Source organism: Nesterenkonia sp. E16_10, assembly GCF_017347085.1.
GTDB lineage: Bacteria > Actinomycetota > Actinomycetes > Actinomycetales > Micrococcaceae > Nesterenkonia.
In genome coordinates, this window is sequence record NZ_JADPSA010000001.1 from 20,932 (window position 1) to 46,012 (window position 25,081).

The following is a 25,081-nucleotide window of genomic DNA, read 5'->3' on the forward strand; positions in this document are numbered from 1 at the left end:
GTCCCGCTCAGCGGGCGCGGCGGTAGAAGGGCAGCGGGACCACTTCGAAGGGCTGGGGCTTGCCGCGCAGATCGATATCGAGCCGGGTGCCGGGCTCGGTGTGCTCCACGTCGACATAGGCCATCGCGATCGGGAAGCCCAAGGTCGGGCTGGGCAGCCCGGAGGTCACCGCACCCACGGTCTCACCGGCAGCCTCTCCCTCGACGGCGAGCACCGGGTAGCCGCCGCGGCCGGCCCGCCTGCCCAGTCCCTTGAGCCCGACCAGACGCTGACCCGAGGTCTTGCCGCGACCCTCGGCCTTGGCCGCCTCCAGGGCGGCGCGGCCGACGAAGTTCTCCGCCTTGCTGAAGGAGACCACCGGCAGCCCGGCCTCGAAGCTGACCCGTTCGGTGGAGAGCTCGTTGCCGTAGAGCGGCATGCCGGCCTCCAGGCGCAGCGAATCCCGGCAGGCCAGTCCGCAGGGCACCAGGCCGTCATCCGAGCCGGCCTCCAGCAGCGCCAGCCACAGGGCGTGGGCCTTCTCGTTGGGCAGGAACAGCTCGAACCCGTCCTCCCCGGTGTAGCCGGTGCGGGCCAGCAGGATCTCGTCGCCGCCGATGCTCACCGTGGTGAACGCGTAATAGCCCAGCTCTTCGACCAGGAAGGTCTCATTCGCGCGCACCACGGAGCTGATGATCTTCTGCGCGGCGGGTCCCTGCACCGCGATCAGGCTGATCCCCTCGGATTCGTCCCAGACCTCGACGTCGAAGCCGGCGCCGCCCGGGCCCGCGGCGGCACGTTCGCTGAGCGCGGCGGCGACCACCTCGCGGTTCGAGGCATTGGGCACCAGCAGGTACTCGTCCTCATCGATCCGATACGCGATCAGGTCATCGAGGATCCCGCCGTCCTCGCGGCAGATCAGCGAGTACTTCGCCTTGCCGATCTTCACCGCGGCGAGGTTGCCGACCAGCGCGGTGTTCAGGAAGGTCGCGGCGTCGGGGCCCACGATCCGGATCTCGCCCATATGGGAGAGGTCGAAGAGCCCGGCGGTGGTGCGCACCGCGTGGTGTTCCTCGAGTTCGGAGCTGTACTTCAGCGGCATCTTCCAGCCGCCGAAGTCGGTGAAGCTGGCGCCCAGTTCGGCGTGGGCGGCGCTCAGCGCGGTCTCTCTCATGCGGTGCTCTCCTCGAGCTCGAAGGCCTCCGGCGGTGGGCAGGAGCAGACCAGGTTGCGGTCCCCGTGGGCGCCGTCGATCCGGCTCACCGGCGGGAAGTACTTATCCTGGAGCAGGTTGCGCACCGGGAAGGCCGCCTGCTCACGGGGATAGGCCCGGTCCCAGGCGTCGCCGGCGACGACGGCGGCAGGGTGCGGGGCCAGACGCAGCGGGGATTCCGCGGCGCTGATCTTCTCCTCGATGATGTCCTGGATCTCGGCGCGCACCCCGATCATCGCGGCGATGAACCGGTCGATCTCGGCCAGATCCTCGGACTCGGTGGGCTCCACCATCAGCGTCCCGTTCACCGGGAAGGCCAGGGTGGGTGCGTGGAAGCCGTAGTCGATGAGCCGCTTGCAGACGTCTTCGGCGGTGATCCCCGAGGCCTTGGTGAGCTCGCGCAGATCCAGGATGCACTCGTGGGCGATCAGCCCGTGCTCCCCGGTGTAGAGGGTCGGGAAATGCTCCTTGAGCTTCGCTGCGATGTAGTTCGCACTCAGCAGCGCATGGGCGGTGGCGCTGGTGAGTCCCTCGGAGCCCATCATCGCCAGGTATGCCCAGGAGATCGGCAGCACTCCGGCGGAGCCGAAGGGGGTGGCGGTGACGGGGGCGCCGTCGCGGCCTTCTCCCTCATGCTCCCCGGTGGCCCAGGAGGCACCCACGGAGGTGCTGGGCAGGAACGGCTTGAGGTGCTCGGCCACGGCCACCGGGCCGACGCCGGGCCCGCCGCCGCCGTGCGGGATGCAGAAGGTCTTGTGCAGGTTCAGGTGTGAGACGTCGCCGCCGAACTCGCCGGGCTGAGCGAGCCCGACCAGGGCGTTGAGGTTCGCCCCGTCGATGTAGACCTGGCCGCCGGTGGCGTGGATCTTCGCGCAGACCTCGCGCACCTCGGTCTCATAGACGCCGTGGGTGGAGGGGTAGGTGAGCATGATCGCGGCGATCCGGTCCGGGTGCGCGGCGATCTTGGCGTCCATATCGGCCATGTCGATGGTCCCGTCCTCCGCGGTGGCGACGACGACGACCTGCAGTCCGGCGAGCACCGCCGAGGAGGCGTTGGTGCCGTGGGCCGAGGCCGGGATCAGGCAGATGTCCCGCGCGGCGTCGCCCTGGGCGAGGTGGTACTGCCGGATGGCCAGCAGTCCGGCGTACTCGCCCTGGGAGCCGGCGTTGGGCTGGATGGAGACCGCGGCGTAACCGGTGACCTCGGCGAGCCGGGATTCCAGGTCCGCGATCATCTCCCGCCAGCCGGTGGTCTGCGCCGCCGGGGCATAGGGGTGGATCCCGGCGAACTCGGGCCAGGAGATGGCTTCCATCTCGGTGGCGGCGTTGAGCTTCATGGTGCAGGAGCCCAGCGGGATCATGGTCCGGTCCAGGGCGAGGTCGCGGTCCGAGAGCCGGCGCAGGTAGCGCATCATCTGGGTCTCGGAGCGGATCTCGTGGAAGATCGGGTGGGTCATGAACTCGGAGGTGCGGGTCAGGGACTCGGGGAACGCGAAGCCCGGTTCCTGGGCGGCGGACTCTGCCTGCGCGGAGGTTGCGGACGGATCCGCGACCGGCAGGGCGTCCTTGACGCCGAAGGCCTGTGCCACGGCGGTGAGCTGCGCCGGCGTCGTCGTCTCGTCTACGGAGATCCCGACGACGTCCTCGCTGACCCGGCGCAGGTTGACCTCTGCGGCGTCGGCGGCGGCGATGACCTCTTCGGCACGATCGTGGGAGTCCAGACGGACCTGGACGGTGTCGAAGAAGGACTCGGCGACCAGCTCATGGCCTTCCTTGCTCAGCACTGTCGCGATCATCCGGGCGTGGCCGTGGACCCGCTTCGCGATCCGGGTGAGCCCTTCGGGGCCGTGGTAGACGGCGTACATCGAGGCCGCCACGGCCAGAAGCGCCTGGGCGGTGCAGATGTTCGAGGTGGCCTTCTCGCGGCGGATGTGCTGCTCGCGGGTCTGCAGGGCCAGCCGGTAGGCCGGGCGGCCCTCGGCGTCCTTGGAGACCCCGACCAGTCGGCCCGGGAGCTGGCGCTGCAGGCCGGACTTCACGGCCATGAAGGCCGCATGCGGGCCGCCGAAGAACAGCGGGACCCCGAAGCGCTGGGAGCTGCCCACCGCGATGTCGGCGCCCTGCTCGCCGGGCGAGGTGATCAGGGTCAGCGCGAGCAGGTCCGCGGCGATGGTGACCATCGCGCCGCGCTCCTTGGCCTCGGCGATGACCGCGCGGTGGTCCACGACGGCGCCGGAGTTCGCCGGCTGCTGCAGCACCAGTCCGCAGATCTCCCCCTCGGGCAGACCCTCGGCGGCGATGTCCACGGTCTGGAGCTCGATGCCCAGCGCCTCGGCCCGGCCGGCGACCACGGCGAGTGTCTGCGGGAAGATGTCCGCGTCGAGCACGATCTTCGCGGTGGCCCGCTTCTTGTTGCCGCGGCGCATCAGCAGGATGGCCTCGGCCACGGCGGAGGACTCGTCCAGCAGCGAGGCGTTGGCGATGTCCAGGCCGGTGAGGTCGGCGACCATGGTCTGGAAGTTCAGCAGCGCCTCGAGCCGACCCTGCGAGATCTCCGGCTGATACGGCGTGTAGGCGGTGTACCAGGCGGGGTTCTGCAGCACGTTGCGCAGGATCACCTGCGGGGTGTGGGTGTCGTAGAAGCCCTGCCCGATCATCTGGGCGTGCGGCTGGTTCTTCTGCGCGTAGCCCCGCAGCGCCTGCAGCGTCTCGGCCTCGGTGAGCGCCTCGGGAAGGTTCAACGGTCCGGGCTGGCGGATCGCCTCGGGCACCGCGGCGTCGAGCAGGTCGGCCAGCGAGTCGTAGCCGAGGGCCTCGAGCATGGTGGCTGCGGTCTCGGCAGTGGGTCCGATGTGCCGGGCGGAGAACTCGGTGGCATCGGGGGCGAGCGTGGAGCTGCGTCGGACGGATGTGACGGTCATAGAGGAACCTTCCAGGCATGGAGATGGCGCGGGTTCCTCCCCCGCTCTGTGATGGACCTGAGAGATTCACCGGTCACCGCTCCCGTCAGACGGGGCAGAGCCGGCTTGCACCTTCGGTGAGCCAGCCAGGACATCGTCCTGACGGGCTGCTTTCCAGAGTTGCCACCCCTGCACGGTACTGAGTGCCTGAGAGATTCCCGGGGAGGATATTGCTCCTTCGGCGCCGGATCCGCGTCCAGGGCTGCGGTGTGATCGCTGCTCTGGATGCCAGCCGGACTCTCCCACACAGGGGACATGGCGATGATTCAGTTTCCCTTCATTGTGCCACAGCAGTGTTTTCGGCCACGTTTCGGAATGCCCTCACCGGGATCCTGCGACAGGGGTGCGCGCGTGTTCCGGGAGCAGGCCTACCCCGATCAGGCGTGCGGTGATCCGGCGCGGCACCGGTGAACCGAGCCGAAGCAGGGCTGCGCCGGCGCGCGGGACGATGCGGCGGCCCTCGGTGGAGCGCGCAATCACTCGATGCCCCCGGCCCTGAATGGCCTGCATGAGCTTCACCGGGCGCTCTCGACGGGCTTGGACTCCCGCCAGCGTGCGGTCCGGGACCACCCCTTGCCGCAGTTCTGTCCCGACCGCGTTGGCGAGCGCGACAGCGTCCTGGATGGCGTAGTTCACGCCGACCCCGAACATCGGGGACATGGCGTGGGCAGCGTCGCCGATCGCGATGAATCCAGGCCGGTGCCAGCGTGGAAGCCGGTTGATCTGCACGGTGAGCAGCTTGATCTGCTCCCATTCGGTGAGGGTGTCCGCGACTCCGGCGAGCACCGGAGCCGCCTTCACCAGCCGGGTGCGGAACGCCTTGATCCCGGCCCGCTGCAGCGCGGGGAACGTGCCCTTCTTGATGATCAGACCGGATTGGTAGGTGTCGCCGCGATCGATGGTGATCACCATGCCGGCTGAGGAGAGGTGGCCCAGGGTGGCCGGCGGCGGGTCGGAGGGCTTCGGAAGGCTGAACCAGAGCACGTCGATGGGCACCCCGGCCTCGACCGGTCGCAGCCCGGCGGCCTTCCGCAGCGCCGAGTCTCGGCCGTCGGCGGCCACCGTGAGTCTGGCCCGAATCTGCTGCTCACCGGACGCCGAGCGGACGCGCACTCCGGCGACGGGGCCCTCCTCGCCGGCCGGGTCTTCGCCCGGCGGCGAGGGCTGATGCACCAGGCCGATCACCTCGGTGTCCATCCGCAGGTCGAACCCGGGCAGCCTCTGGGCCTCCCGGGCGAGGAAGTCCAGGAAGTCCCATTGCGGAGCGAAGACCAGGAAGTTATCCGGTGGGCGCAGCACTCCGAAGTCCACCAGAGTCATCCGCTCCCCCTCGATGACGGCGTCCAGGGTCGAGAGCCGGGTGAGGGGCAGGGACAGGAACTTCTCACGCAGCCCCAGCTCGCCCAGGAGCCTGATCGTGGAGGGGTGGATGGTGTCACCGCGGAAGTCACGGAAGAAATCGGCGTGCTTCTCGACCACGGTGACCTCCAGCCCGGCGCGGGCCAGCAGGTAGCCCAGCATCATCCCGGCAGGTCCTCCCCCGGCGATCACACAGTCACGCTGTGGCTGGATCATCGGTCTCGCCTCCTCGTGGCCCACGCTCAGGCAGGAGCCGGGCGGACCGGTTGAACCACGGAGGAGTCTGCGGGGACACCGTGCCAGATCACCGCGGTCTCACCGCTGCGAATCTGCTCCTGGAAGTCGCGGAACATGATCGGCACGCCCTGGGCCGATTCAAGGTCGAGGCGGTCCATGGCCTGGAGATGGATATGTGGCTGGGTGGAGTTTCCGCTGTTGCCGCATTCGGCGAGGATCTCCCCGGAGCTGAGCCGCTGGCCGGTGTGGACCCGGATCGAGCCGCGGCGCAGGTGCACCAGGGCGATGAAGCTCTGGCTGCGCGGATCCTCGATGATCACGTGGTTTCCCGCCACCGCAGCCGGTCCTTGCCGGACCCGGGAGGGCTGCCCCAGCATGTAGGGGATCATGCTCAGCTGCGAGCGCCTGGCCGAGTGGTCCTCCTCGCCGTCGTGGATCACCCGCACGGTGCCCTCACATGGCGCCAGCACCTTCTTTCCGAAGCCCAAGAACAGCTCCGGACGCTCGGTGGCGAGCAGACTGCGCCAGCTCCGCGAGTCGGCGGACCGACCGCGGGCGTTGACCGCGACGAAATCGATGGCGTAACGGATGCCGAAGAGGTCGGTCCCGTGGCTCGGAACGTGTGAGGCCGGACTGTTCTGCACCTTCCAGCTGCCGGTGAAGGGCAGGGAAAGCTCCAGGGGGTGCGACGCAGAGGACGCGGACCGCAGCGGCATGGTCCAAGCGTAGACCTGCACGGGTCTGAAGTCTTCAGGACCTGACCCGCTCGATCTCTCGATCGCGTTCCGTCACGACACCCCTTGTCAGGAGGCCAGACTCTGCGAGAATCGCGTCATGACGCTCCATGACTTCGTCCCTGCAGCGAACCAGGGCGGTGACCAGGCCGTCCATGAGCTCGAGAACGGCGCGATCGATCCGCAGGGGACGCTGTGGGAGGCACTTCGACGAGCCGCGGACTGGCGGCACAAGGTGCTGGTGGATCTCGGCTGCGGCGCGGGCTACTGGCTGCCGAAGTACTCCGAGGCGGAGAAGACCATCGGGATCGAACCCGACAGCAGCCTGCTGGAGGCCGCCCGGGCCCGCACCCGACGCGCCGCGGTCTTCCAAGGCTCGGCCGAACATATTCCGCTGGCGGATTCCAGCGTCGACGTGGTCCACGCCCGCTTCGCGTACTTCTTCCCCTCAGAGCACTTCGACCCCGCGGCCGGGCTGAAGGAGGTCGCTCGGGTCCTGCGGCCCGGGGGCAAGCTGGTGGTGATCGATCATGATCATGCGCTCGGCGAGTTCGCCGCACTGTTGCGCGCCGGCCCTCCCGCCGCCACACAGGGCCGGGACAGCTACCCCTCGATCTGGTGGCAGGAACAGGGCGCGCGCACCACCGCGGTGATGAGCCGCTGGCAGTTCCACCGCCGGAGTGACCTCGAGCGGGTTCTGCACCTGGAGTTCCCCACCGAGGTGGCCGAGGACTGGCTGCGTCGCCACCCGGATCGACTCGGCCTCTCCTATGGCTGCCTGCTGCATATCTGGACCAAGCCCTGAACCCCTGACATGCGCCGAGTCGGGCCGGCCCGCAGAGCCGAGTCCAGCCCGCTGCGACTGCCGCTGCCCCAGGTCACATTTCGAAGGCGGAGAGTTCCGACGCCGCTGCGCAGGCTATCTTTCAGAGCAGGGCACCGAGCCCAGCACCTTTGAAAGGTTTTCCGTTGACTCAATACCGTGTAGCTCTGACCATGGACCGCTCCCTGGATGAACAGGAGATCCGAAACCTCCGTGAACAGCGCAGCGAGCTGATCTCGGACTACGAGATGGATGGCGACAACGTGGTCCTGGCGAGCCTCGATGCCGCAGACTCGCTGGCCGCCCGTGACACCGCCGAGGTGCAGGTCTCACGCGCCACGGGGGTGGCGATCCGCGCCGCGCAGCTCATCCCCTGATCGCTCCCGAGACGGAGGAAGACGCCGATCCGGCTGGTAGATCAGACCCAGCGTGAAGAGTGTGACCGCCGCCGAGAGGTGCAGCAGCAGCCCCATCAGCGGAACCAGCCCAGGACCGATGCTCTCGGTGGGCATGGCGCGCACGAGTGCGTCGCCGCCGATGAAGAACACCGCGGCCAGCAGCGCCACCCCGCCCAGGAGCACCCGGAGGACCCTGCGCAGCGAGGCCAGATACAGCGCATAGATCGAGCACAGCGCCGCGGCGAGGGACCCGGTGCCGGCCACGAGGCTGAACTGCTCGTAGCTGAGGATGAAGAAGGCCAGCAGCAAGAAGGCCACGGCCGGCAGCAGGTTCAGCGCGGCGGCGATCAGCAGCAGCGCACGGGGCCGCCGGCCTGCCGCCGTCGTCGTGCTGCGCATCGGCGGTCTGGCCCCGGGGCTCGCCATCGCTAGCGCGCCTGGCGCTGGGACAACCGGTAGTCCAGCAGCACCAGCACCAGCACCACGGCGAACCCTGCGGCGCCCAGTCCCAGTGCCAGTCCCAGGTTCTCACCCGGGCCCAGCAGACCGCGGCCCTCGTCCTGCCAGGGCCACAGCGTGCGCAGTGCACCGACCATCACCCCGGCGAGCACCACCATGGTGATCCGGTGCCGGTGATCCAGCAGCCACTTCAAGCCCTTCACGATGGAGATCACGCCGAGCGCCAGGCCCAGCGCGAAGATGCCCAGGTAGGCGAGGTCGAAATCTGCCGCGGCGCGCAGCGTGGGCTCATACAGACCGAAGGTCAGCAGCAGGAAGGATCCCGAGAGCCCCGGCAGCAGCAGCGCCGAGACGGCGATGGCGGCTGCCGGCAGGATCACGTACCAGGTGGGCTCCACCGCGGTGGGCGGCAGCGAGACCAGCCAGAAGGTCAGACCGGCGGCGGCGATGCCGGCCACGAGGTGCGAGATCTTCAGCGGCCCCGACCGGTCGAACCAGGCCATCTGCAGCGGCACGAAGATCGAGGCGAGCACCATCCCGAAGAAGGTCGCCCGGGTGAGCTCGGGGTAGGTCTCCACGGCCTGGGACATCGGGCCGGCGACGGTGAAGACCGCGATGATCATCCCGATCATGACCGGCAGGATGATCTTCCAGTCCACCAGGCGCAGGTGACCCATGAAGCCGGCCCGGCGATCCGGTCCGGTGATCAGCGCCCGACCGGCGGAGACCACATGGGAGGCGGAGTCGATGAGCTGCCGGTAGATCCCGACCACCAGCGCCACGGTGCCTCCGGAGACTCCGGGGACGGTCTCCACGGTGCCGATCATGGCGCCGCGGATCAGGTTCCCCGGCAACGAGGTGCGACGCGCCGGAGGCGGGCCGACGGGGCCCTGGTGTGCGACGGCGGGAGCGACGTCGCCCCGACGGCTGGTCTGGGAGGCGGAAGACTCGGCAGAGATGATGGACTCCTCGGTCAGGCAGATAGGGGGAAGCGGGTCTGATGACCGCACCGGGGCACCACGACGTCGGCCATTATCTCACCGAGTGCTGCGCGCGCCCAGCGTCTCGGGGTCCACCGCCTGGAACCGCACCTCGGCGCCGGGTGAGAGCTGCGCCGCCAGTGAGAGATCCTCACGCACCACGACGCCCAGCACCGGTTCTGCACTGGTCACCGGGTGCTCCGCCAGCGCCACCGAGGGCTGACCGGATGCGGCGATGCTGATGGCCCCGCGCAGCAGCGGTTCCGCCGGCAGCGCCTCGGGCTGGGTCCGTGTGAGGGGATCATCGCCGTCCAGCAGCAGGCTGGACCGGTCAGAGCCGGCCAGGACCTCCCAGGGCTGTCCCTCGAGCCGGGACAGGCCCGCGGCCCCGGCGCGGCGGGTGCCGAAGTACTCGACCCTGGGGCCGGGCACGTAGCGCAGCACGGTGGCCTCCCCCGGCAGCGGCAGCGGGGTGGGCGCCACGGAGGCGATGCCCACGAACCGCGAGGCCGCGCCGGCCAGCCCGAAGCGATCCCCCACCTGCACCGGGGCCGGCCCGATCCCTGCCACCGTGTCCGTGGCGGAGCTGCCCAGGACCACCGGCGCCGCCAGGCCGCCGGAGATCCCCAGGTAGCTGAAGACCCCGCGACGTGGCGGTCCCAGGTGCAGCACCTCGCCGGGGAAGACCCAGAACGGGGCGCGGCCCGGGGCGGTGCGGCTGCGCTGGGTGGTCTGGGCCACCTCGGTGCCTCCCCGGGAGATCGGCACGGGTTCCTGCGTGAGGATCTCCAGGGAGACCTCGGCCCCGGTCACAGCGAGGATGGAGGTCTGGCACAGGCGCAGGCTGAGCCCTCCCCCGCAGATCTCCAGGACCGCAGCGGAGTCATCATTGCCGATCAAACGGTTCGCCTGACGCGCGGCGGAGAAATCGGCCGGTCCCGCGCGGCCGATGCCCAGGCCGCCGAAGCCATAGCGGCCCAGGTCCTGGATCAGGACCTGGCCCGGAGACTCGCAGGTAGCGTTCGGCAGCACCTCCACCACGGCCTCGCGCTCCTGAGGCCGCAGGCCTTCGGCGTAGGACTGCGGGATCTCGACGGCCGGGCCCCCGAGGTCCAGGGGCTCCTCGGGCGCCTCCCCGTCAGCTTCCGTGGCCGCGGAGCCGCTGGAAGCAGCAGACCTGCGCCGACGCAGCTTCAGCCGCTTGGCCTGCTTCAGCGCGGTCTGCGCGTCGCGGCGTCGGCGGAAGTCCACCAGGACCGTCCGAACCCCGGGAATCGCATCCAGCTGACCGGGGAAGGGCTGTCCGGCCAGGTGCGCCATCAGAAGAGAGCGATCTCTCTCCGCGGTGACCTCGAGGAGCAGGGCCCGCTGCCCTACTTCCCGGACGCTGTGAATCATCCCCCCAGCGTGCCACACCCAGGCGGCCATCCCCTGACCTGGATCATGAGCCAGAACACGCGCACCGGCGGTCGTTTCCCCTGCGAACCATGAAACAATCGGCCTGTGATCGCCGCCAAGAAGACTGCCGCCGCGCCGAAGGAACCGCTCTTCACCAAGGACTTCCTGCTGGCGATCGTGATCAACCTCTTCCTGGCGATCGTGTTCTTCGTCCTGGTCACCGGTCTGGCGGTCTACGCCGCCGAGGAATTCTCCGCCGGCGAGACCGCCGCCGGGTTCGCCGCCTCCGCCTTCGTGGTCGGCGCACTCACCGCCCGGATCTTCGCGGGAAAGTACGTGAACTTCTTAGGCCGGCGCCGCACGGTGCTGGCCTGCCTGGTGGTCTACGTGCTCGCCGGTCTGGCCTACCTCGTGGTGGACAGCTACGAGATGCTCATCGCGCTGCGCGCGGTGCATGGAATTTCTTTCGGCTTCGGGCAGACCGCGCTCAACGCCGGGGTCTTCGCGATGATCCCGCGCACGCGTCGCGGCGAGGGCGCTGGCTACTACCTGCTGGCGAACTCGCTGCCCCCCGCGATCGGTCCGCTGGCGGCGATCCAGCTGACCCAGCGCTATGACTTCTGGGCGATGTTCCTCGCGGTCACCATCGTCTCGGTGATCGCGCTGATCTTCTCGCTGTTCCTGCGTCTGCCCGAGGACAAGCCCTGGCGCACCAGTCTGCTCGAGAAGCTGACCCTGCGCCCGCGGGACATCATCGAGCCCCGCGCCTTCAAGATCTCCCTGGTGGCGATGCTGCTGGGCATCGGCTTCGCCTCGGTGATGACGTTCCTCAACGGCTACGCCCGAAGCCTCGACATGGTGGACGCCGCTTCGCTGTTCTTCGTGATCTACGCCGGCGCGGTGCTGGTCTCCCGGTTGTTCATGGGCAAGGTCCAGGACCGCTACGGGGACAACGCGGCGGTGTACCCGGCGGTCATCTTCTACATCATCGCCATGGGACTGCTCGCCTGGGCGCCGAATCAGGGGGTGCTGCTCACCGCCGGGGTGCTGGCCGGCTTCGGCTTCGGCTCGCTGCTGCCGGTGCTCCAGGCGATCATCGCCTCGGATCTGCCCGCGCACCGCACCAGCATCGGGATCTCGACCTTCTTCATCATGCTCGACGCCGGGTTCGGCTTCTCCCCGCTGTTGCTGGGCCCGCTGGTGAGCTTCGCGGACTACCGCTTCATGTACGCGGCCTGCGCCGGCGTCGTCGTGCTCTCGCTGGTGCTCTACTGGCTGGTCCACGGCCGTCACGACGTCCACCAGGGTGTGGCGCGCCGGATCCCCCGCTCGGGTCCGCGGGGTAAGGACGCCGACGACGCCGGGTCAGGTCCGTCGAGCAGCTGACCCGGGCGTCGGCGCACCGGCGGAGAGAGCTCCGCGGCGGCGTCAGGGTGTGGGCGTGCCGCCGTTGGCGTTGAGGGTCTCACCGCTGACGTAGCTGGACTCCGGCGAGGCCAGGAAGACGAAGGCCGGCGCCATCTCCACCGGCTGCCCCGGACGGCCCAGCGGCGTGTCGTGGCCGAACTCCGGCAGCTTCTCCTTGGGCTGACCCTGGGTGGGCTGGATGATCGTCCAGACCGGACCGGGGGCCACGGCGTTGACGCGGATGCCCCGGGGGCCGAGCTGCTGGGCGAGCCCCTTGGTGAAGTTGTTGATCGCGGCCTTGGTGGCGGCGTAGTCCAGCAGCATCGGGTTGGGCTGGTAGGCCTGGACCGAGGTGGAGTTCACGATCGTCGAGCCCGGGCCCATGTGCTTCAGCGCCGAGCGGCTCAGCGTGTACATCGACTTGATGTTGATCTGGAAGGCCTCATCGACCTGTTCGTCGGTCAGCTCCTCCAGGGAGTCGTTGACGATCTGCTTGCCGGCGTTGTTGACCAGGATGTCGAGTCCACCCAGCTGCTCGGCGGCGGAGTCGACCACGCTCTCGCGGTACGTCTGGTCCATCAGGTCACCGGGCAGCGCGACCGCGGTGCGCCCGGCATCCTCGATCGCGGCGATGACACGCTCGGCGTCCTTGCCCTCGGCAGGGAGGTAGGCGATCGCCACATCGGCGCCCTCGCGGGCGAAGGCGACGGCGGTGGCCGCACCGATGCCCGAGTCGCCGCCTGTCACCAGGGCTTTGCGGCCCTGCAGCCGACCAAGCCCGCGGTAGGACTCCAGGCCGATGTCCGGGACCGGCTCTGCGTCCACCTCGAGGCCCGGCTCGGGCTGGTCCTGCTTCGGCGGGGAGATCTTGCTGTGACGGGTGGTCGGATCGTCGAAGGCCAGCTGAGTGCCCTGCAGCTCAGCGGCGTCGGGAAAGGAAGCGGGAGTCGAATGAGTGCTCATGATTCCGACCCTATGACTGCACCCGAGTGACCCGCAAGGACCGTCATCCACTGAAGCTCATGAGGTTTCCCACACCGGGATCGGGAATGAATTCCCGCCCCGAGGCCCGCCCGAGGCCCGGTCCGGCGGGGCGTCCAGCTCGGGGTCGGCTGCGGCTCAGGGCACCTGGAGCGCGGCGTTGGGCAGGTCGGTGATCAGCATGTGCCCGGGGGCGTGGCTGATCGCGAGCTCCGGCCGGGACTCCATCACCGCCGCCTGCGGGGTGACCCCGCAGGCCCAGAACACCGGGGTCCATCCGGCGGGGATCTGCACCGGATCCCCGAAGTCCGGGTCGCCGAGATCGGTGATCCCCAGGTCTGCGGGGCTGCCGATGTGCACCGGGGCGCCGTGGACCCCGGGATAGCGCGAGGTGATCCGGACCGCGTCGGCGATCAGGTCCGCGGGCAGCGGGCGCATCGAGACCACGAGGGGTCCGCTGAGCCGTCCCGCCGGGGCGCAGCGAAGTGCCGTCTTGTACATCGGCACGTTCACACCCTGCTCGATGTGCGCGATCGGGATGCCAGCCTCGAGCAGCGGGGCCTCGAAGGTGAAGCTGCACCCGATCAGGAAGGCCACCAGGTCCTCGCGCCAGTACTCGAGCGCGTCGTCGGGTTCCGCGACCAGCTCCCCCTCGCGGTAGACCCGGTAGGCCGGGATGTCGGTGCGCAGATCGCCCTGCGCCAGCAGCGGTCTGCCGGCCCCGGCGTCGTGGAACTCTCCGGGCTCGAACACGCCGAGCACCGGGCAGGACTTCGGGTTGCGCTGGGCGAAGAGCAGCATGTCGAAGGCCAGTTCTCGGGGCAGCGCCAGCAGGTTGACCTGGGCGAAGCCCGGGCTGATCCCGCTGGTGGGCCGCCGCAGCCCGGCGCGGAACTGCGCGCGGGCCGCGGCTGGACTCAGCTGGGGCGTTGACCCTGGGGGGTGGCTCATCCTTCGGTCCAGAGGCTGGCCAGACCGCCCAGCGAGCTGTAGCCCATGAAGATGGTCAGCAGCCAGACCAGGACACCGAGGATCAGCAGCCACTTGGGGTACTTATAGCCCTGCAGCAGGTCCCGACGGCGCCAGGCGGCGTAGAGGATCACGGCGAAGCCCAGCGGAAGCACGGTGCCGTTGAAGGCGCCTGCCATGATCAGCAGGGTCTGCGGGGCCTGACCCAGAAGCAGGAACACCGTGGTGGTGAGCACCAGGAAGCCGAGGAAGTACCAGCTCTTGGTGCTGTCCTTGGTGTTCTTCGTGGTCAGGAAGGACACCGTGGTGTAGGTGCAGCCCAGGACCGAGGTGATCGCGGCGACCCAGAAGACCGCTCCGAAGACGCGCAGCCCGATCTCGCCGAGCGCCACCGAGAACGCGTCCGCGGCGACGTTGTCCTCAGCCAGGACCACACCGGTGGAGACCACTCCGAGCACGGCCAGGAAGAGCAGGAAGCGGATGATGGTCGCCACGACGATTCCCAGAATGGAGGTCTGGGAGATCGCCTTGACGTTCTCCACCCCGGTGTTGCCCGAGGCGATCAGCCGGTGCGCGCCGGCGTAGGTGATGTAGCCGCCGACGGTGCCGCCGATCAGCGTGGTGATCACCAGGAACTCCACCTCATCGGGGACGAAGGTCTGGCGCAGCGCCTCGCCCAGCGGCGGGGCGGTGGTGATCGCCATGAAGATCATCAGCAGGATCAGCACCGCGCCACAGGCGACGACGATCCGGTCCAGGGCGACCCCGGCCTTCTTGGAGAGGAAGATCAGCAGCGCGAGGATCACCGAGAGGCCGCCGCCGATCCGGGCGTCCATGCCGGTCATCGCGTTCAGGCCCAGACCCGCGCCGGCGATGTTGCCGATGTTGAAGACCACGCCGCCGAAGAAGATCAGCGCGGCGAGCGCCCAGCCGAGGCCAGGCAGGATCCGGTTGCCCAGGGTCTGGGCGTAGAGCCCGGAGACCCCGAGCACCCGCCAGACGTTGAGCTGCACGGCGATGTCCACCAGCACCGAGATCAGGATGGCGAAGCCGAAGGCGGCTCCGAGCTGGTAGGTGAAGGTGGCGGTCTGGGTGATGAAGCCCGGTCCCACCGCGCTGGTGGCCATCAGGAACATCGCGCCCAGCAGCGCGGTGCGGCGGGTGCGGATCAGCACCGGACCCTTGGAGTCCGTGCCGCTGGAGCCCGGGCCGCCGGAGCCCGGGCCGACCTCTGGGCCTGAGAGGTCTGCATGCTGCGGGCGCTCTTCGTGCTTCGGGCTGCGGGGTGCATCCGCAGAGGATCTGGGGGTTGAGGCGTCAGCCACAGGAGCCCTCCGTGAGTGAGTAGGGGGAACAACGCGGACACCGTGCGCAGTGCACATGTGACGTACGTCTATTCCGTGGATCACAGCTCACAGTACTGTTGTTCAACAATCCAAGCAAGGAATTGTGGAACAATCCGCCGACCTTTTACATGACTGTCACATGCGTCGGCCTCAGGTGTCGGCGAGGATCCGCCGATTGATCTCGTGTCCGAAGCCGAACCAGACGAGCGTGCCCCCGATCGGGAATCCGACCAGCACGATCACCCAGCACACCGTGAGCACCGGTGGCAGCCTGGGCTCCCGGGCCACCTGGATCAGCGCGATCACGATGAAGCCGATGATGGCGGCCACGGCCGCCGTTCCCAGGAGCATGAACAGGATGGACAGGACGCTGACGTTCATGCCGATGACCCTACGTCGGCGGCCAGCTCACCCTCAAGGGTCAACTGACCTGCAGTGACCCGGCGGTTCGGAATGCGGGTAGCGTTGAATCGGTTGTGGCCTGTGGGCTCGACGGTGCCGTCGCAGCCAGCCCGGCACCACGGAAGATCTTGGGGGTTTGTGCGTGAGCATGGAACGCGCGGCATGGGGCTCGCTCTACAGCATGACCCATGCGAAGAAGGACTATCGGCCGTTCAACCGGGAGACGCTGAGCCGCATCGGCCGGTTCGCTCGTCCACACCGGACCCGGCTGATCTGGTTCCTGATCCTCTCGGTGGTCACCGCGGCACTGGCCGTGGCGACCCCGCTGCTGGCCGGTCAGGTGGTCAACGCGATCACCAGCTCCGCGGAGGTGGCGGTCGTGATCCGACTGGCCGTGCTGATCGCGCTCATCGCCGTGGCCGATGCGGGGTTCAACATCCTGAGCCGCTGGCTCTCCTCACGGATCGGCGAGGGCCTGATCCTGGATCTGCGCACCGCCGTGTTCGACCACGTGCAGAAGATGCCGATCGCGTTCTTCACCCGCACCCGCACCGGTGCGCTGGTGAGCCGGTTGAACAACGACGTCATCGGCGCCCAGCGCGCGTTCAGCGGCACCCTCTCCGGCGTCGTCGGGAACCTGGTGATGGTCCTGCTCACCATCATCGCGATGCTCTCACTGTCCTGGCAGGTCACCCTGCTGGCCCTGGTCCTGCTGCCGGTGTTCGTGGTGCCTGCTCGTCTGATGGGCGGCCGGCTGGCCAAGCTGCAGCGCGAGGCGGCGAACCACAACGCCACCATGGGCACCCAGATGACCGAACGCTTCTCCGCCCCGGGCGCCACGCTGATCAAGCTGTTCGGACGCCCCGAGGAGGAGTCGGCGGAGTTCGAACGGCGCGCCCGCCGGGTCCAGGACATCGGGGTCAAGACCGCGATGCTGCAGTCCACCTTCATCACCGCGCTGACCCTGGTCTCCGCCCTGGCTCTGGCGCTGGTCTATGGCCTGGGCGGGTTCTACGCGATCCTCGGCGAGCTCGAGGCCGGCGCCGTGGTCTCCCTGGCGCTGCTGCTCACCAGGCTCTATGCGCCGCTGACCGCCCTGGCAAGCGCCAGGGTCGAGGTCATGAGTGCGCTGGTCAGCTTTGAACGCGTCTTCGAGGTACTGGACCTCAAGCCGCTGATCACCGAGAAGGAAGACGCCCAGCCGCTGCCCGAGGGCCCCACCGCCGTCGAGTTCGAGAATGTCACCTTCTCCTACCCCTCCGCGGAGAAGGTCTCACTGGCCTCCCTCGAGGAGGTCGCCACACTGGACCAGCGCGGCGGCGAGGAGGTGCTCCACGGCATCAGCCTGCGCGTGGAACCGGGCCAGACCGTGGCCATCGTGGGCTCTTCCGGGGCCGGCAAGTCCACCATCGCCGCGCTGCTGGCCCGGCTCTACGACGTGGACTCCGGTGCGGTGCGCATGGCGGGTGTGGACCTGCGTGACACCACCTTCGAGTCGCTGCGGGCCACCCTCGGTGTGGTCACCCAGGACGGACATCTGTTCCATGACACGATCCGGGCCAACCTCACGCTGCCGGCGCCAGATTCCACCGATGAGCAGGTCTGGGACGCGATCCGCCGGGCCCGGCTGGAGGCGGTGGTGCATTCCATGCCCGATGGCCTCGACACCGTGGTCGGGGAACGCGGCTACCGGCTCTCCGGCGGCGAGCGCCAGCGGATGACCCTGGCCCGGCTGCTCCTGGCCCAGCCGCAGGTGGTGATCCTCGATGAGGCCACCGCCGCGCTGGACTCCACCTCTGAGGCCGCCGTGCAGGCCGCGCTGACCGAGGCGCTGGTGGGTCGGACCGCCCTGGTGATCGCCCACCGGCTCTCCACCGTGCGCGCAGCAGATGCGATCCTGGTGGTCGAGGCCGGGAAGATCGTCGAGCGTGGCACGCACACCGAGCTGCTGGCTGCGGATGGGCGCTATGCCGAGCTCTACCGGACCCAGTTCGCCACCGAGGACTCCTGAGCAGCTCCCTGCCCAGGACCGACATTCGATCAAGGAGAGACCCCCGCATGAGTGCACGGTTCGAAGAGCTCGACTGGCAGCAGACGCCGATGGGCGAGCTGATGCTGCGCCGGCGCGCCGAGCCCGGCACCGGCACTCAGATCTATGAGGTGAAGCTCGGCGAGGAGTTCCTCATGTCGAGCCTGTTCACCGTGGCAGAGGAGCAGATGTCGCTTCTGGGCCTCGCCGCGACCAGGGGCGAGAAGCTCGACGTCGTCGTCGGCGGTCTCGGCCTGGGCTACACCGCGGTCACCGCGCTCGGCGACGCGCGGGTCCATCGGCTCGAGGTCATCGATGCGCTCCCGGCCGTCATCGACTGGCACCAGCGCAAGCTGCTGCCGGTCTCCGCGCAGCTCGTGGAGGACCCCCGGAGCAGCCTGCGCCAGGATGACTTCTTCGCCGTGATGCGGACACCCCCGGCACCGGAGGCACCCCGGCATGACCTGATCCTGCTCGACGTCGACCACTCGCCCCGGCACACCCTGCACCCCAGTCATTCGGACCTCTACACCACCGAGGGGCTCACCGCGCTCGCAGCGCACCTCGCCGATCACGGGGTCTTCACGCTGTGGTCCGACGATGCCCCGGACCAGGAGTTCATGGCCACGCTCGCCACGGTCTTCGATGACTGCCAGGCTCACCTCGTAGAGTTCGCCAACCACCTGACCGGCGGAGTCTCCTCGAACACCGTCTATGTGGGGATCAAGCCCGAACCGAGCAACGAGGCAACGCGTAATACAGCGTAATGTGTGATCAGCGGCACGTGAGGTCTTCCAAAAGCGGCTTCTGCGGGTGAAGATGACGGTGAGTGAGAGCTCACCCATCACCTGCCCCGCAGCGATGCGGAGCCGATACTGTTCAGGAGACACCGCCATGACCGAGAGCACCCGCACCGAGAGCGTGAACCCACAGGGAAACCAGCCCCACCAGATCGGCGACTGGGCCGATCTCGGCCAAGAGATGTGGTCCTATCTCACCGGCCGGGGCGCCGTGGTGAACTACACGCTCCAGGACATGACCGTGGAGGTCCCCCGCGACATCGGACCGGACGCGCCCCGGGCGGTCTGGAAGTTCAACGGCACGCTGCGGGTGACCACCAGTGACGACGCCAGCTGAGCATGTTCGGCTGCGGTGGAGACCGGAGGAGCCATGCGTCTAGACATCGACCTCGCCTTCAACGTCACCCAGGTGGAGCCGGATGGGACCTCGTCTGAACCGATCAACGCGACCATCACCGCGGCGGGCCGGCACATCGAGGTCCGCACCGAGGACTCTTCACTCCTCGACGGGATGCCGCGCTCGATCACCCGCGCGGCCGATGCCTTGGCCACCCAGTTGGCGGCGCAAGATCTGACGCTCAGCGTGATCGGTCCGGCGGGAGAGATCGTCTCCCTTGGTGCGGTGAAGACCACCATGCTGAGCCGAGCGCTCACCCGGTCGAAGCACATTCGGCTGGGTTCGCTGAAGTCGCTGCCCCGCTTCGCGGGCAGCGGTTCATCGGAGGCCCAGGGGTCCGGGTCGCTGATCCCGCCGGAGACGCCGTGGCCCCCGGCACCGACGTTCAACCGCAGGATCCGGCGACGGGTCACCACCACGCATGCTCCGCGCGGCGCCGGCCGTCCGCGGCTGGTGATGAGTCGCACCGATCAGCCCGGCGCAGGCCCGCTGGAGTTCAACCTGGTGGCCGATCGCACGCTGATCGGCAGTGACGAGTCCTCCGATCTGCTGCTGGCGGGTCTGGAGCCGCTGCACGCGGAGATCCTGCACGACGAGTTCGACGAGTTCGTGATCGTCCGCCATGGGTCCATCGGTGGCAGCCGCAGCGCCGAGCCCGGGGCGCCGGTCACGCTGCGCACCGGGTCCCGGATCGACCTCGGGATCTGGCGGCTGGTGTTCCTGCGCGCGGAGTATGCCGATCACGGCAGACCCTATGGAGGACGCCAGGGCGGGGAGTATGCGTATCAGAAGCCGCAGTACGATCCGTATCGACAGCGAAGCTGATCCGTCGACGGCAGTCACCGCACGCTGAAGGATCCGGGGCCAGGCTCGGTCGAGTCTGGCCCCGCCCTGCGTGGCGGGCCAGCTGGACTCAGCCGCCCAGGTGTTCGAGCAGCTCGGCCTCGGCCGCATCGAGGTAGCGCAGCAGGTGCGTCTCCGCGGCCTGCCGGTCCCCCAGCGCGAGCAGCCGGGCCAGTTCCCGGTTTCGGTCGATATAGGCGTGATGGAAGCTGGGCTGCTCGGACTTGGCATAGAACGCCAGACGCATCCGCGCCAGCACCTGCTCCATGAGCGCGTCGATCATCGCGCTGCGCACCTGCGCGGCAATGGTCCGGTGGAAGACCTGGTTCGCCTGGGCCATCGCGGGGATGTCCCCGCGCTCCCTCGCCAGCTCCGCGGCGGAGACGATCCGGTGCAGGTGCTCGAGCTCCTCGGCGGGGAATGCTGCGGTGCGCACCGCGCCGACCTCCAGCACCCGGCGCACCCGGTAGACCTCGGCGATGTCTTCCGCCGAGGGCTGGTGCACGAAGACGCCGCGGTTGGGATGCCGCTCCACGAGCCCCTCGGAGGCCAGGATCTGGAATCCGCTGCGCAGCGTGTGCCGCGAGATGTCGAGCTGTCGGGTCAGCTCGACCTCGGGAAGCTTGGTTCCTGGCCTGATGGTTCCGGCGGAGATCGCCCCGCGCAGCAGCTCCGCGACGCGTTCCGGCACCTGAGCATGCTCGCTGAGGCCCTTGGGGGATAAGGAGCTCCACATCACATCGGTCATGACATCAATCTAGCCGACACCGCAAAACTGCACCTCAACCTGGCATCACGTAGGTCATTCGATGGCGCCCAGCGCCTGGCCGGCGCGCAGCGCCGCACCGGGGGCAAGGTCCTCACGCCGGAAGCGTCCGCCGCGCGGGGCGGCCACGGTGGACTCCATCTTCATCGCCTCCACCACCGCGACCGGGTCCCCGGCGGAGACCTCGGCGCCGTCCTCCACCGCGAAGTTGACCAGGCTGCCGGCCAGCTTCGTCACCACGGCGCCGGGCGCGGCGTCGGTGGGGGCGTCCCTGGCGTCGTCGTCGGTGGCGTCGTGACCGGCCCCGGCACCTGCGCCGCCGCCGCTGCCGCCGCCGCTGCCGCTGCCGAGCAGGTTCAGCAGGGCGGCCGGCAGTCCCAGGCTCACCGCGCGGCCGTCGATCTCCACGGTGGTGCGACGCATCCGCTGCTCCCGGTGGCGCAGCGCGGCGACGAGATGCTCGGAGTCGACCATGGACTCGCCGTAGGCTTCCTCGAACTCGGTCTCGATCCAGCGGGTGTGGACCCGGAAGGTCTCCGCCCCGTCGGCGGCGAGGAAGTCCTCGGCCTCGAGCACCTGCCGGTGGAAGGGCAGCACGGTGGGCAGACCCTCGATGCGCATCTCGGCCAGAGCCATCCGGGCCCGGCGCAGCGTGGTGTCCCGGTCCGGTCCGGTGACCACGAGCTTGGCCAGCATCGAATCGAAGGCGCCGGAGATCTCATCTCCACTGCGCACCCCGGTGTCGACCCGGATGCCGGGGCCGGTGGGCGGGGCGAAGAGCGTCACCGGTCCGGGGGTGGGCAGGAATCCCTGGGCCGGCTCCTCAGCGTTGAGCCGGAACTCGATGGAGTGCCCGTGCGGCTGCGGGTCTTCTGTGAGGCGCAGCGGCTGCCCTTCGGCGATGCGCAGCTGTTCGGCCACCAGGTCCACCCCGGAGGTCTCCTCGGTGACGGGGTGTTCCACCTGGAGCCGGGTGTTGACCTCCAGGAAGCTCAGCAGGCCGGGTGTCTCGCCCTGGCCGGGGCTGAGCAGGTATTCCACGGTGCCGGCTCCGAGGTATCCGGCCTCGGCGCAGATCGCTCGGGCGGAGCGGTGGATGTCGGCGCGCTGGTCCTCGCTGAGGAACGGCGCGGGCGCCTCTTCCACGAGCTTCTGGTTCCGCCGCTGCAGCGAGCAGTCTCGGGTGCCGACGACGACGACGTTGCCCTGGGCGTCCGCGAGGACCTGGGCCTCCACGTGCCGTGGCCGGTCCAGGAACCGTTCCACGAAGCATTCTCCGCGGCCGAAGGCGGATTCGGCCTCGCGCGTCGCCGAGGCGAAGGCCTCATCGATCTCGGACTCCTCGCGCACGATGCGCATCCCGCGGCCCCCGCCGCCATGGGCGGCCTTGATCGCCACCGGCAGTCCGTGCTCGGCCACGAACTCGCGGATCTCCTCGCCGCCGGAGACCGGGCCGTCGGTGCCCGGGACCAGCGGGGCGCCGACCTTGACCGCGAGCGCCCGGGCGGTGACCTTGTTCCCGAGGGCTTCAATGGTCTCGGGCTTCGGGCCGATCCAGGTCAGTCCGGCGTCGATCACGGCGCGGGCGAAGTCGGCGTTCTCCGAGAGGAAGCCGTAGCCGGGGTGGATCGCGTCGGCGTCGAGCTCGCGGGCGGCGGCGAGGAGCTTCTGCTGGTCCAGGTAGGTCTGCGCCGGGGTGGTGCCGTGCAGCGCCACCGCCGCGTCGGCCAGCTGGACATGCAGCGAGTCCGCGTCCTGGTCGGCGTAGACCGCGGCGGCGCTGTAGCCGGATTCGCGGGCGCTGCGGATGATGCGGACGGCGATCTCGCCACGGTTGGCGATCAGGATTCGCTTCATGATGAGGGCTTCTTTTCTGCGTCAGGGGTCGCGGTGGTCTGGGGCAGCGGGGTCAGCGTGTCGGGATCCACGGGGACCAGGGTGATCTGGTCTCCGGGGGCGAGCTGGGCGGCACGCGGGAGGTCTTGGTCGATGACGACGCCGATCACCGGGTATCCCCCGGTCACCGGGTGGTCGTTGAGGAAGAGCACCGGGGTGCCGGCGGGGGGCATCTGCAGCGAACCGCGGACCACGCCCTCACTGGGAAGCTCACCCTCCTTGATCCGGCGCAGCGGGCGCGGGGAGTCCGGTGCGGGAGTCTCCGGTGCAGGAGTCTCCGGCTCGGGGACATCGAGCCGGATCCCGATCCGGTTCGAGGACTGGGAGACCGCCCAGGGCTGCGCCGCCAGCCGAGCGGCCTCCTCGGGGCTGAACCAGTCGGCCCGCGGACCGTAGGTGAAGCGCAGCGCGGTCGGCAGCCTGAGGGTGGGCGACTCAGCCGCGGAAGGCTCAGACCGAGGCTCGGCCACGGCGCCGGTGGCGACCCCGGCGGTGCGCAGCCGGTCTCCGGCCGCGAGCGGAGCCGGGCCCAACCCGGACATGGTGTCAGCGGAGACGCTGCCGAGCACCGGCGCGGCGGCGATGCCTCCGCGCAGCCCGATCACGCTGCGCAGTCCCCGTTCGGGGGCGCCGAGGCTCAGGGTCTCCCCCGCGGCGAGGGCGAAAGCGGTGCCCAGCGGGGCTCCCCGGCCGGACCCATCGGGGGCGGTGATGGTCAGCGGCGCCTGTGCCCCGGCGACCGCGAGCACCACGGTGGCTTCGGCGTGCAGGCTGAGTCCGCCATGCAGCGCTTCGAGCACTGCGGCCTGCGCGGGATTGCCCAGAAGCCGGTTCACCTCTCGGGCGGCGGCTTCATCGGCGACCCCGGCGCGGGAGACTCCGAGGTCGCTGAGTCCGCTGCGGCCGAGATCCTGGATCAGGGTCTGCAGACCCGGGTCCAGCACGGTGAGCGCGAGGTCCTCGCGACCGTGGGAGCCCTCGGTCGCGGTGTTCTCGGTTGCGGTGTCCTCGGTCGCGGCATCCTGCGGGTTCAGCGGGCCCGGCGGGTTCAGCGGGTTCGAGGGTGCATCGCGCGCGGTGGACTCGGTGGTCACCGCGCGGGCCGTGACGGGCTTGTACCGCACCGAGTCCCCTGGCCGGACCAGCGCCGGGGATTCGCCGTGGGCTTCTCGGGAGAGGTCCCACATGGTGGCCGGGGTGTGACCGATCAGCTGCCAGCCGCCCGGCGAGACCCGCGGGTAGACCGCAGAGAACTCACCGGCCAGCGCCACGGCACCGGCCGGCACCGCCGTGCGGGGGCTGCTGCGACGCGGCACATCGAAGGCGCCCGCAGGGCCGGAATCAGCGCGGCCGGAATCAGCGCGGCCGGAGTCGGCGCTGGAGTCGTTTCCGGAGCTGCGTTGAGCGGGCTCCCCCGAGGCCGGAACAGGCACGCAATAGGTGAACCCGGGGGCGAATCCGCCGAAGGCTCCGGTCCACGAGGTGGAACTGTGCCAGTCGATCAACGCCTCGACGCTCATCTCCAGATGCGAGGCCAGCTCCTGGAGGTCCTCCCCGTCGTAGACGATCTCCAGCTCCACGTGGCGAGAGTCTGCGGTCGAGAACTCCCCCAGCTCCAGGCTGGGCAGCCGGGTCCGGGCTTCGCGCAGGGCAGGGCGGGCGGTGAAGCGCAGCAAGATGGTGCGAGCCGCCGCCACCGCCTCGACCTGGCCGGGCAGCGGGTCTCGGCGCAGCTGCTGATGCCAGGTCAGCACCTGGTCCAGGGTGTCGAACTCCAGCAGCAGCGCGCGGGGGCCGGCCTCTCGGATGGCGCGGATCATGCGAAGCTGCGGATCTCGACTCCGGCGCCTTCCAGCGCGGTGCGCACCGCCTGGGCCATCGCCACCGCACCGGGGGTATCGCCGTGGGTGCAGATGGACTCTGCCTGGGTCTCGATGCGGGTGCCATCGCGGGCGATCAGCACCGACTCCTCGGCCAGGCGCAGCATGTTCTCCACGATCTGGTCGGTGTCATGCAGGACGGCGTCGGGCTCGCGCCGGGAGACCAGGGTGCCGTCGGGGTTGTAGCTGCGATCGGCGAAGGCCTCGGAGATCCCGCGCAGGCCGGCCTCGGCGGCGTAGTCCAGAGCGATCGAGCCGGGCAGCAGCAGCACCGGGAGGTCGCGCCCGGTGCTCTCGCGGTAGGCCGCGATGGTGTCGATGACCGCGTGGGCGTGCCCGGTGTGGGAGATCATCGCGTGATACAGCGCGCCGTGCGGCTTCACGTACCGGATGTGGGACCCCAGCCCCAGGGCGATCCCTTCCAGGGCGCCGAGCTGATAGAGCACGTCGGCGGCGAGCTCCTCGGGAGAACACTCCAGGTGACGGCGACCGAAGCCGGCGAGGTCGCGGTAGCCGATATGGGCTCCGATGACGACGTCGTTGGCCACTGCCTCGCTGGCGGTGGCCCGGATGGTCAGCGGGTCCCCCGCGTGGAAGCCGCAGGCGATGTTCGCGCTGGAGACGGTGCGCAGGATGGCGGCGTCGTCCCCGCTGGTCCAGTTGCCGAAGGACTCTCCGACGTCGCTGTTCAGGTCGATCTGTGCCACGTGAACCTCCTCGAGCCGATGTAGCCCACGTCTCAGTGTGAGCTGAGTCAAGGATGCCTGACTCGAGAGGATTGTTCAACAATCTGAGCGAGATTCATGGTCACCGTCCCCGCGCCGG

Annotated in this window: 22 protein-coding genes and 2 riboswitches; of the genes, 7 read left to right on the forward strand and 15 right to left on the reverse strand. The window is 69.4% G+C overall.

Features of this window, described 5'->3' with window-relative positions:
* Nucleotides 1-7 precede the first annotated feature (7 nt).
* The 4 genes from gcvT to I2487_RS00115 form a co-directional block, all read right to left on the reverse strand.
* Nucleotides 8-1,153: a glycine cleavage system aminomethyltransferase GcvT gene (gcvT, locus tag I2487_RS00100; RefSeq protein WP_207169774.1), complete on the reverse strand. Its 1,146-nt coding sequence runs from the start codon at nucleotides 1,151-1,153 to the stop codon at nucleotides 8-10.
* Nucleotides 1,150-4,113 carry an aminomethyl-transferring glycine dehydrogenase gene (gcvP, locus tag I2487_RS00105; protein ID WP_207169775.1) on the reverse strand — a complete coding sequence of 988 codons (2,964 nt, stop codon included), beginning with the start codon at nucleotides 4,111-4,113 and terminating at the stop codon, nucleotides 1,150-1,152. Before gcvP ends, gcvT begins: the two co-directional genes overlap by 4 nt.
* Before the next feature lie 36 nt (nucleotides 4,114-4,149).
* Nucleotides 4,150-4,275: riboswitch (glycine riboswitch) on the reverse strand.
* Nucleotide 4,276: 1 nt separating this feature from the next.
* A riboswitch (glycine riboswitch) is annotated at nucleotides 4,277-4,407 on the reverse strand.
* A gap of 66 nt (nucleotides 4,408-4,473) precedes the next feature.
* On the reverse strand, nucleotides 4,474-5,727 hold the full coding sequence (locus I2487_RS00110; RefSeq protein ID WP_207169776.1) for an FAD-dependent oxidoreductase: 1,254 nt from the start codon (nucleotides 5,725-5,727) through the stop codon (nucleotides 4,474-4,476).
* A gap of 26 nt (nucleotides 5,728-5,753) precedes the next feature.
* A complete protein-coding gene (locus tag I2487_RS00115) occupies nucleotides 5,754-6,485 on the reverse strand; it encodes a M23 family metallopeptidase (RefSeq protein WP_345941279.1) in 732 nt (243 codons plus the stop codon).
* 97 nt (nucleotides 6,486-6,582) lie between these two features.
* Between I2487_RS00115 and I2487_RS00120 the strand changes: the two genes are divergently transcribed.
* Both I2487_RS00120 and I2487_RS00125 read left to right on the forward strand, forming a co-directional pair.
* A complete protein-coding gene (locus tag I2487_RS00120) occupies nucleotides 6,583-7,287 on the forward strand; it encodes a class I SAM-dependent methyltransferase (RefSeq protein WP_207169777.1) in 705 nt (234 codons plus the stop codon).
* A 164-nt stretch (nucleotides 7,288-7,451) separates the two neighbouring features.
* The gene (locus I2487_RS00125; RefSeq protein WP_207169778.1) at nucleotides 7,452-7,682 is read left to right on the forward strand and encodes a hypothetical protein; all 231 of its coding nucleotides are present in this window, start codon (nucleotides 7,452-7,454) and stop codon (nucleotides 7,680-7,682) included.
* On the opposite strand, the gene I2487_RS00130 is transcribed toward I2487_RS00125, so the two are convergent.
* The 3 genes from I2487_RS00130 to I2487_RS00140 are packed head-to-tail and all read right to left on the reverse strand — an operon-like array spanning nucleotide 7,635 to nucleotide 10,540.
* Complete coding sequence (locus tag I2487_RS00130) at nucleotides 7,635-8,129, reverse strand: hypothetical protein (protein ID WP_207169779.1); 495 nt, start codon at nucleotides 8,127-8,129, stop codon at nucleotides 7,635-7,637. The genes I2487_RS00125 and I2487_RS00130 overlap by 48 nt on opposite strands.
* Nucleotides 8,130-8,131: 2 nt before the next feature.
* Complete coding sequence (locus I2487_RS00135) at nucleotides 8,132-9,172, reverse strand: DUF368 domain-containing protein (protein ID WP_345941280.1); 1,041 nt, start codon at nucleotides 9,170-9,172, stop codon at nucleotides 8,132-8,134.
* Between the two features lie 27 nt (nucleotides 9,173-9,199).
* Nucleotides 9,200-10,540 (reverse strand): 5-oxoprolinase subunit C family protein, encoded by a 1,341-nt coding sequence (locus tag I2487_RS00140; protein WP_207169780.1) that lies wholly within the window; start codon nucleotides 10,538-10,540, stop codon nucleotides 9,200-9,202.
* Between the two features lie 105 nt (nucleotides 10,541-10,645).
* On the opposite strand from I2487_RS00140, the gene I2487_RS00145 reads away from it, so the two are divergent.
* Nucleotides 10,646-11,926 (forward strand): MFS transporter, encoded by a 1,281-nt coding sequence (locus I2487_RS00145; RefSeq protein WP_207169781.1) that lies wholly within the window; start codon nucleotides 10,646-10,648, stop codon nucleotides 11,924-11,926.
* 42 nt (nucleotides 11,927-11,968) lie between these two features.
* Here I2487_RS00145 and I2487_RS00150 read toward each other — a convergent pair whose 3' ends face one another.
* The 4 genes from I2487_RS00150 to I2487_RS00165 form a co-directional block, all read right to left on the reverse strand.
* Nucleotides 11,969-12,910, reverse strand: a complete 942-nt coding sequence (locus I2487_RS00150; RefSeq protein ID WP_207169782.1) for an SDR family oxidoreductase — start codon at nucleotides 12,908-12,910, stop codon at nucleotides 11,969-11,971.
* A 156-nt stretch (nucleotides 12,911-13,066) separates the two neighbouring features.
* Nucleotides 13,067-13,879 carry a putative hydro-lyase gene (locus I2487_RS00155; RefSeq protein WP_207169783.1) on the reverse strand — a complete coding sequence of 271 codons (813 nt, stop codon included), beginning with the start codon at nucleotides 13,877-13,879 and terminating at the stop codon, nucleotides 13,067-13,069.
* Nucleotides 13,876-15,072 (reverse strand): NRAMP family divalent metal transporter, encoded by a 1,197-nt coding sequence (locus I2487_RS00160; protein WP_345941293.1) that lies wholly within the window; start codon nucleotides 15,070-15,072, stop codon nucleotides 13,876-13,878. The genes I2487_RS00155 and I2487_RS00160 overlap by 4 nt, the downstream gene beginning before the upstream one ends.
* A gap of 321 nt (nucleotides 15,073-15,393) precedes the next feature.
* The gene (locus I2487_RS00165) at nucleotides 15,394-15,624 is read right to left on the reverse strand and encodes a hypothetical protein (RefSeq protein WP_207169784.1); all 231 of its coding nucleotides are present in this window, start codon (nucleotides 15,622-15,624) and stop codon (nucleotides 15,394-15,396) included.
* A 163-nt stretch (nucleotides 15,625-15,787) separates the two neighbouring features.
* On the opposite strand from I2487_RS00165, the gene I2487_RS00170 reads away from it, so the two are divergent.
* From I2487_RS00170 to I2487_RS15300, 4 genes are all read left to right on the forward strand, one after another.
* Nucleotides 15,788-17,656 carry an ABC transporter transmembrane domain-containing protein gene (locus I2487_RS00170; RefSeq protein ID WP_207169785.1) on the forward strand — a complete coding sequence of 623 codons (1,869 nt, stop codon included), beginning with the start codon at nucleotides 15,788-15,790 and terminating at the stop codon, nucleotides 17,654-17,656.
* Nucleotides 17,657-17,703: 47 nt separating this feature from the next.
* Nucleotides 17,704-18,441: a polyamine aminopropyltransferase gene (locus I2487_RS00175; RefSeq protein WP_207169786.1), complete on the forward strand. Its 738-nt coding sequence runs from the start codon at nucleotides 17,704-17,706 to the stop codon at nucleotides 18,439-18,441.
* A gap of 127 nt (nucleotides 18,442-18,568) precedes the next feature.
* A complete protein-coding gene (locus I2487_RS00180; protein WP_207169787.1) occupies nucleotides 18,569-18,811 on the forward strand; it encodes a hypothetical protein in 243 nt (80 codons plus the stop codon).
* Between the two features lie 33 nt (nucleotides 18,812-18,844).
* Nucleotides 18,845-19,696, forward strand: a complete 852-nt coding sequence (locus tag I2487_RS15300) for an FHA domain-containing protein (RefSeq protein WP_218624121.1) — start codon at nucleotides 18,845-18,847, stop codon at nucleotides 19,694-19,696.
* Between the two features lie 88 nt (nucleotides 19,697-19,784).
* Here I2487_RS15300 and I2487_RS00190 read toward each other — a convergent pair whose 3' ends face one another.
* From I2487_RS00190 to I2487_RS00205, 4 genes are read right to left on the reverse strand one after another with little or no spacing between them, the layout of a single operon-like run.
* Entirely contained in the window at nucleotides 19,785-20,462 is a 678-nt protein-coding gene (locus I2487_RS00190; protein ID WP_207169788.1) for a GntR family transcriptional regulator, read from the reverse strand.
* 54 nt (nucleotides 20,463-20,516) lie between these two features.
* Complete coding sequence (locus I2487_RS00195; protein ID WP_207169789.1) at nucleotides 20,517-22,337, reverse strand: acetyl/propionyl/methylcrotonyl-CoA carboxylase subunit alpha; 1,821 nt, start codon at nucleotides 22,335-22,337, stop codon at nucleotides 20,517-20,519.
* Entirely contained in the window at nucleotides 22,334-24,196 is a 1,863-nt protein-coding gene (locus I2487_RS00200) for a 5-oxoprolinase subunit B/C family protein (protein WP_207169790.1), read from the reverse strand. The genes I2487_RS00195 and I2487_RS00200 overlap by 4 nt, the downstream gene beginning before the upstream one ends.
* Nucleotides 24,193-24,963, reverse strand: coding sequence for a 5-oxoprolinase subunit PxpA (locus I2487_RS00205; RefSeq protein WP_207169791.1), 771 nt, complete (start codon nucleotides 24,961-24,963; stop codon nucleotides 24,193-24,195). Before I2487_RS00205 ends, I2487_RS00200 begins: the two co-directional genes overlap by 4 nt.
* Between the last annotated feature and the right edge of the window lie 118 nt (nucleotides 24,964-25,081).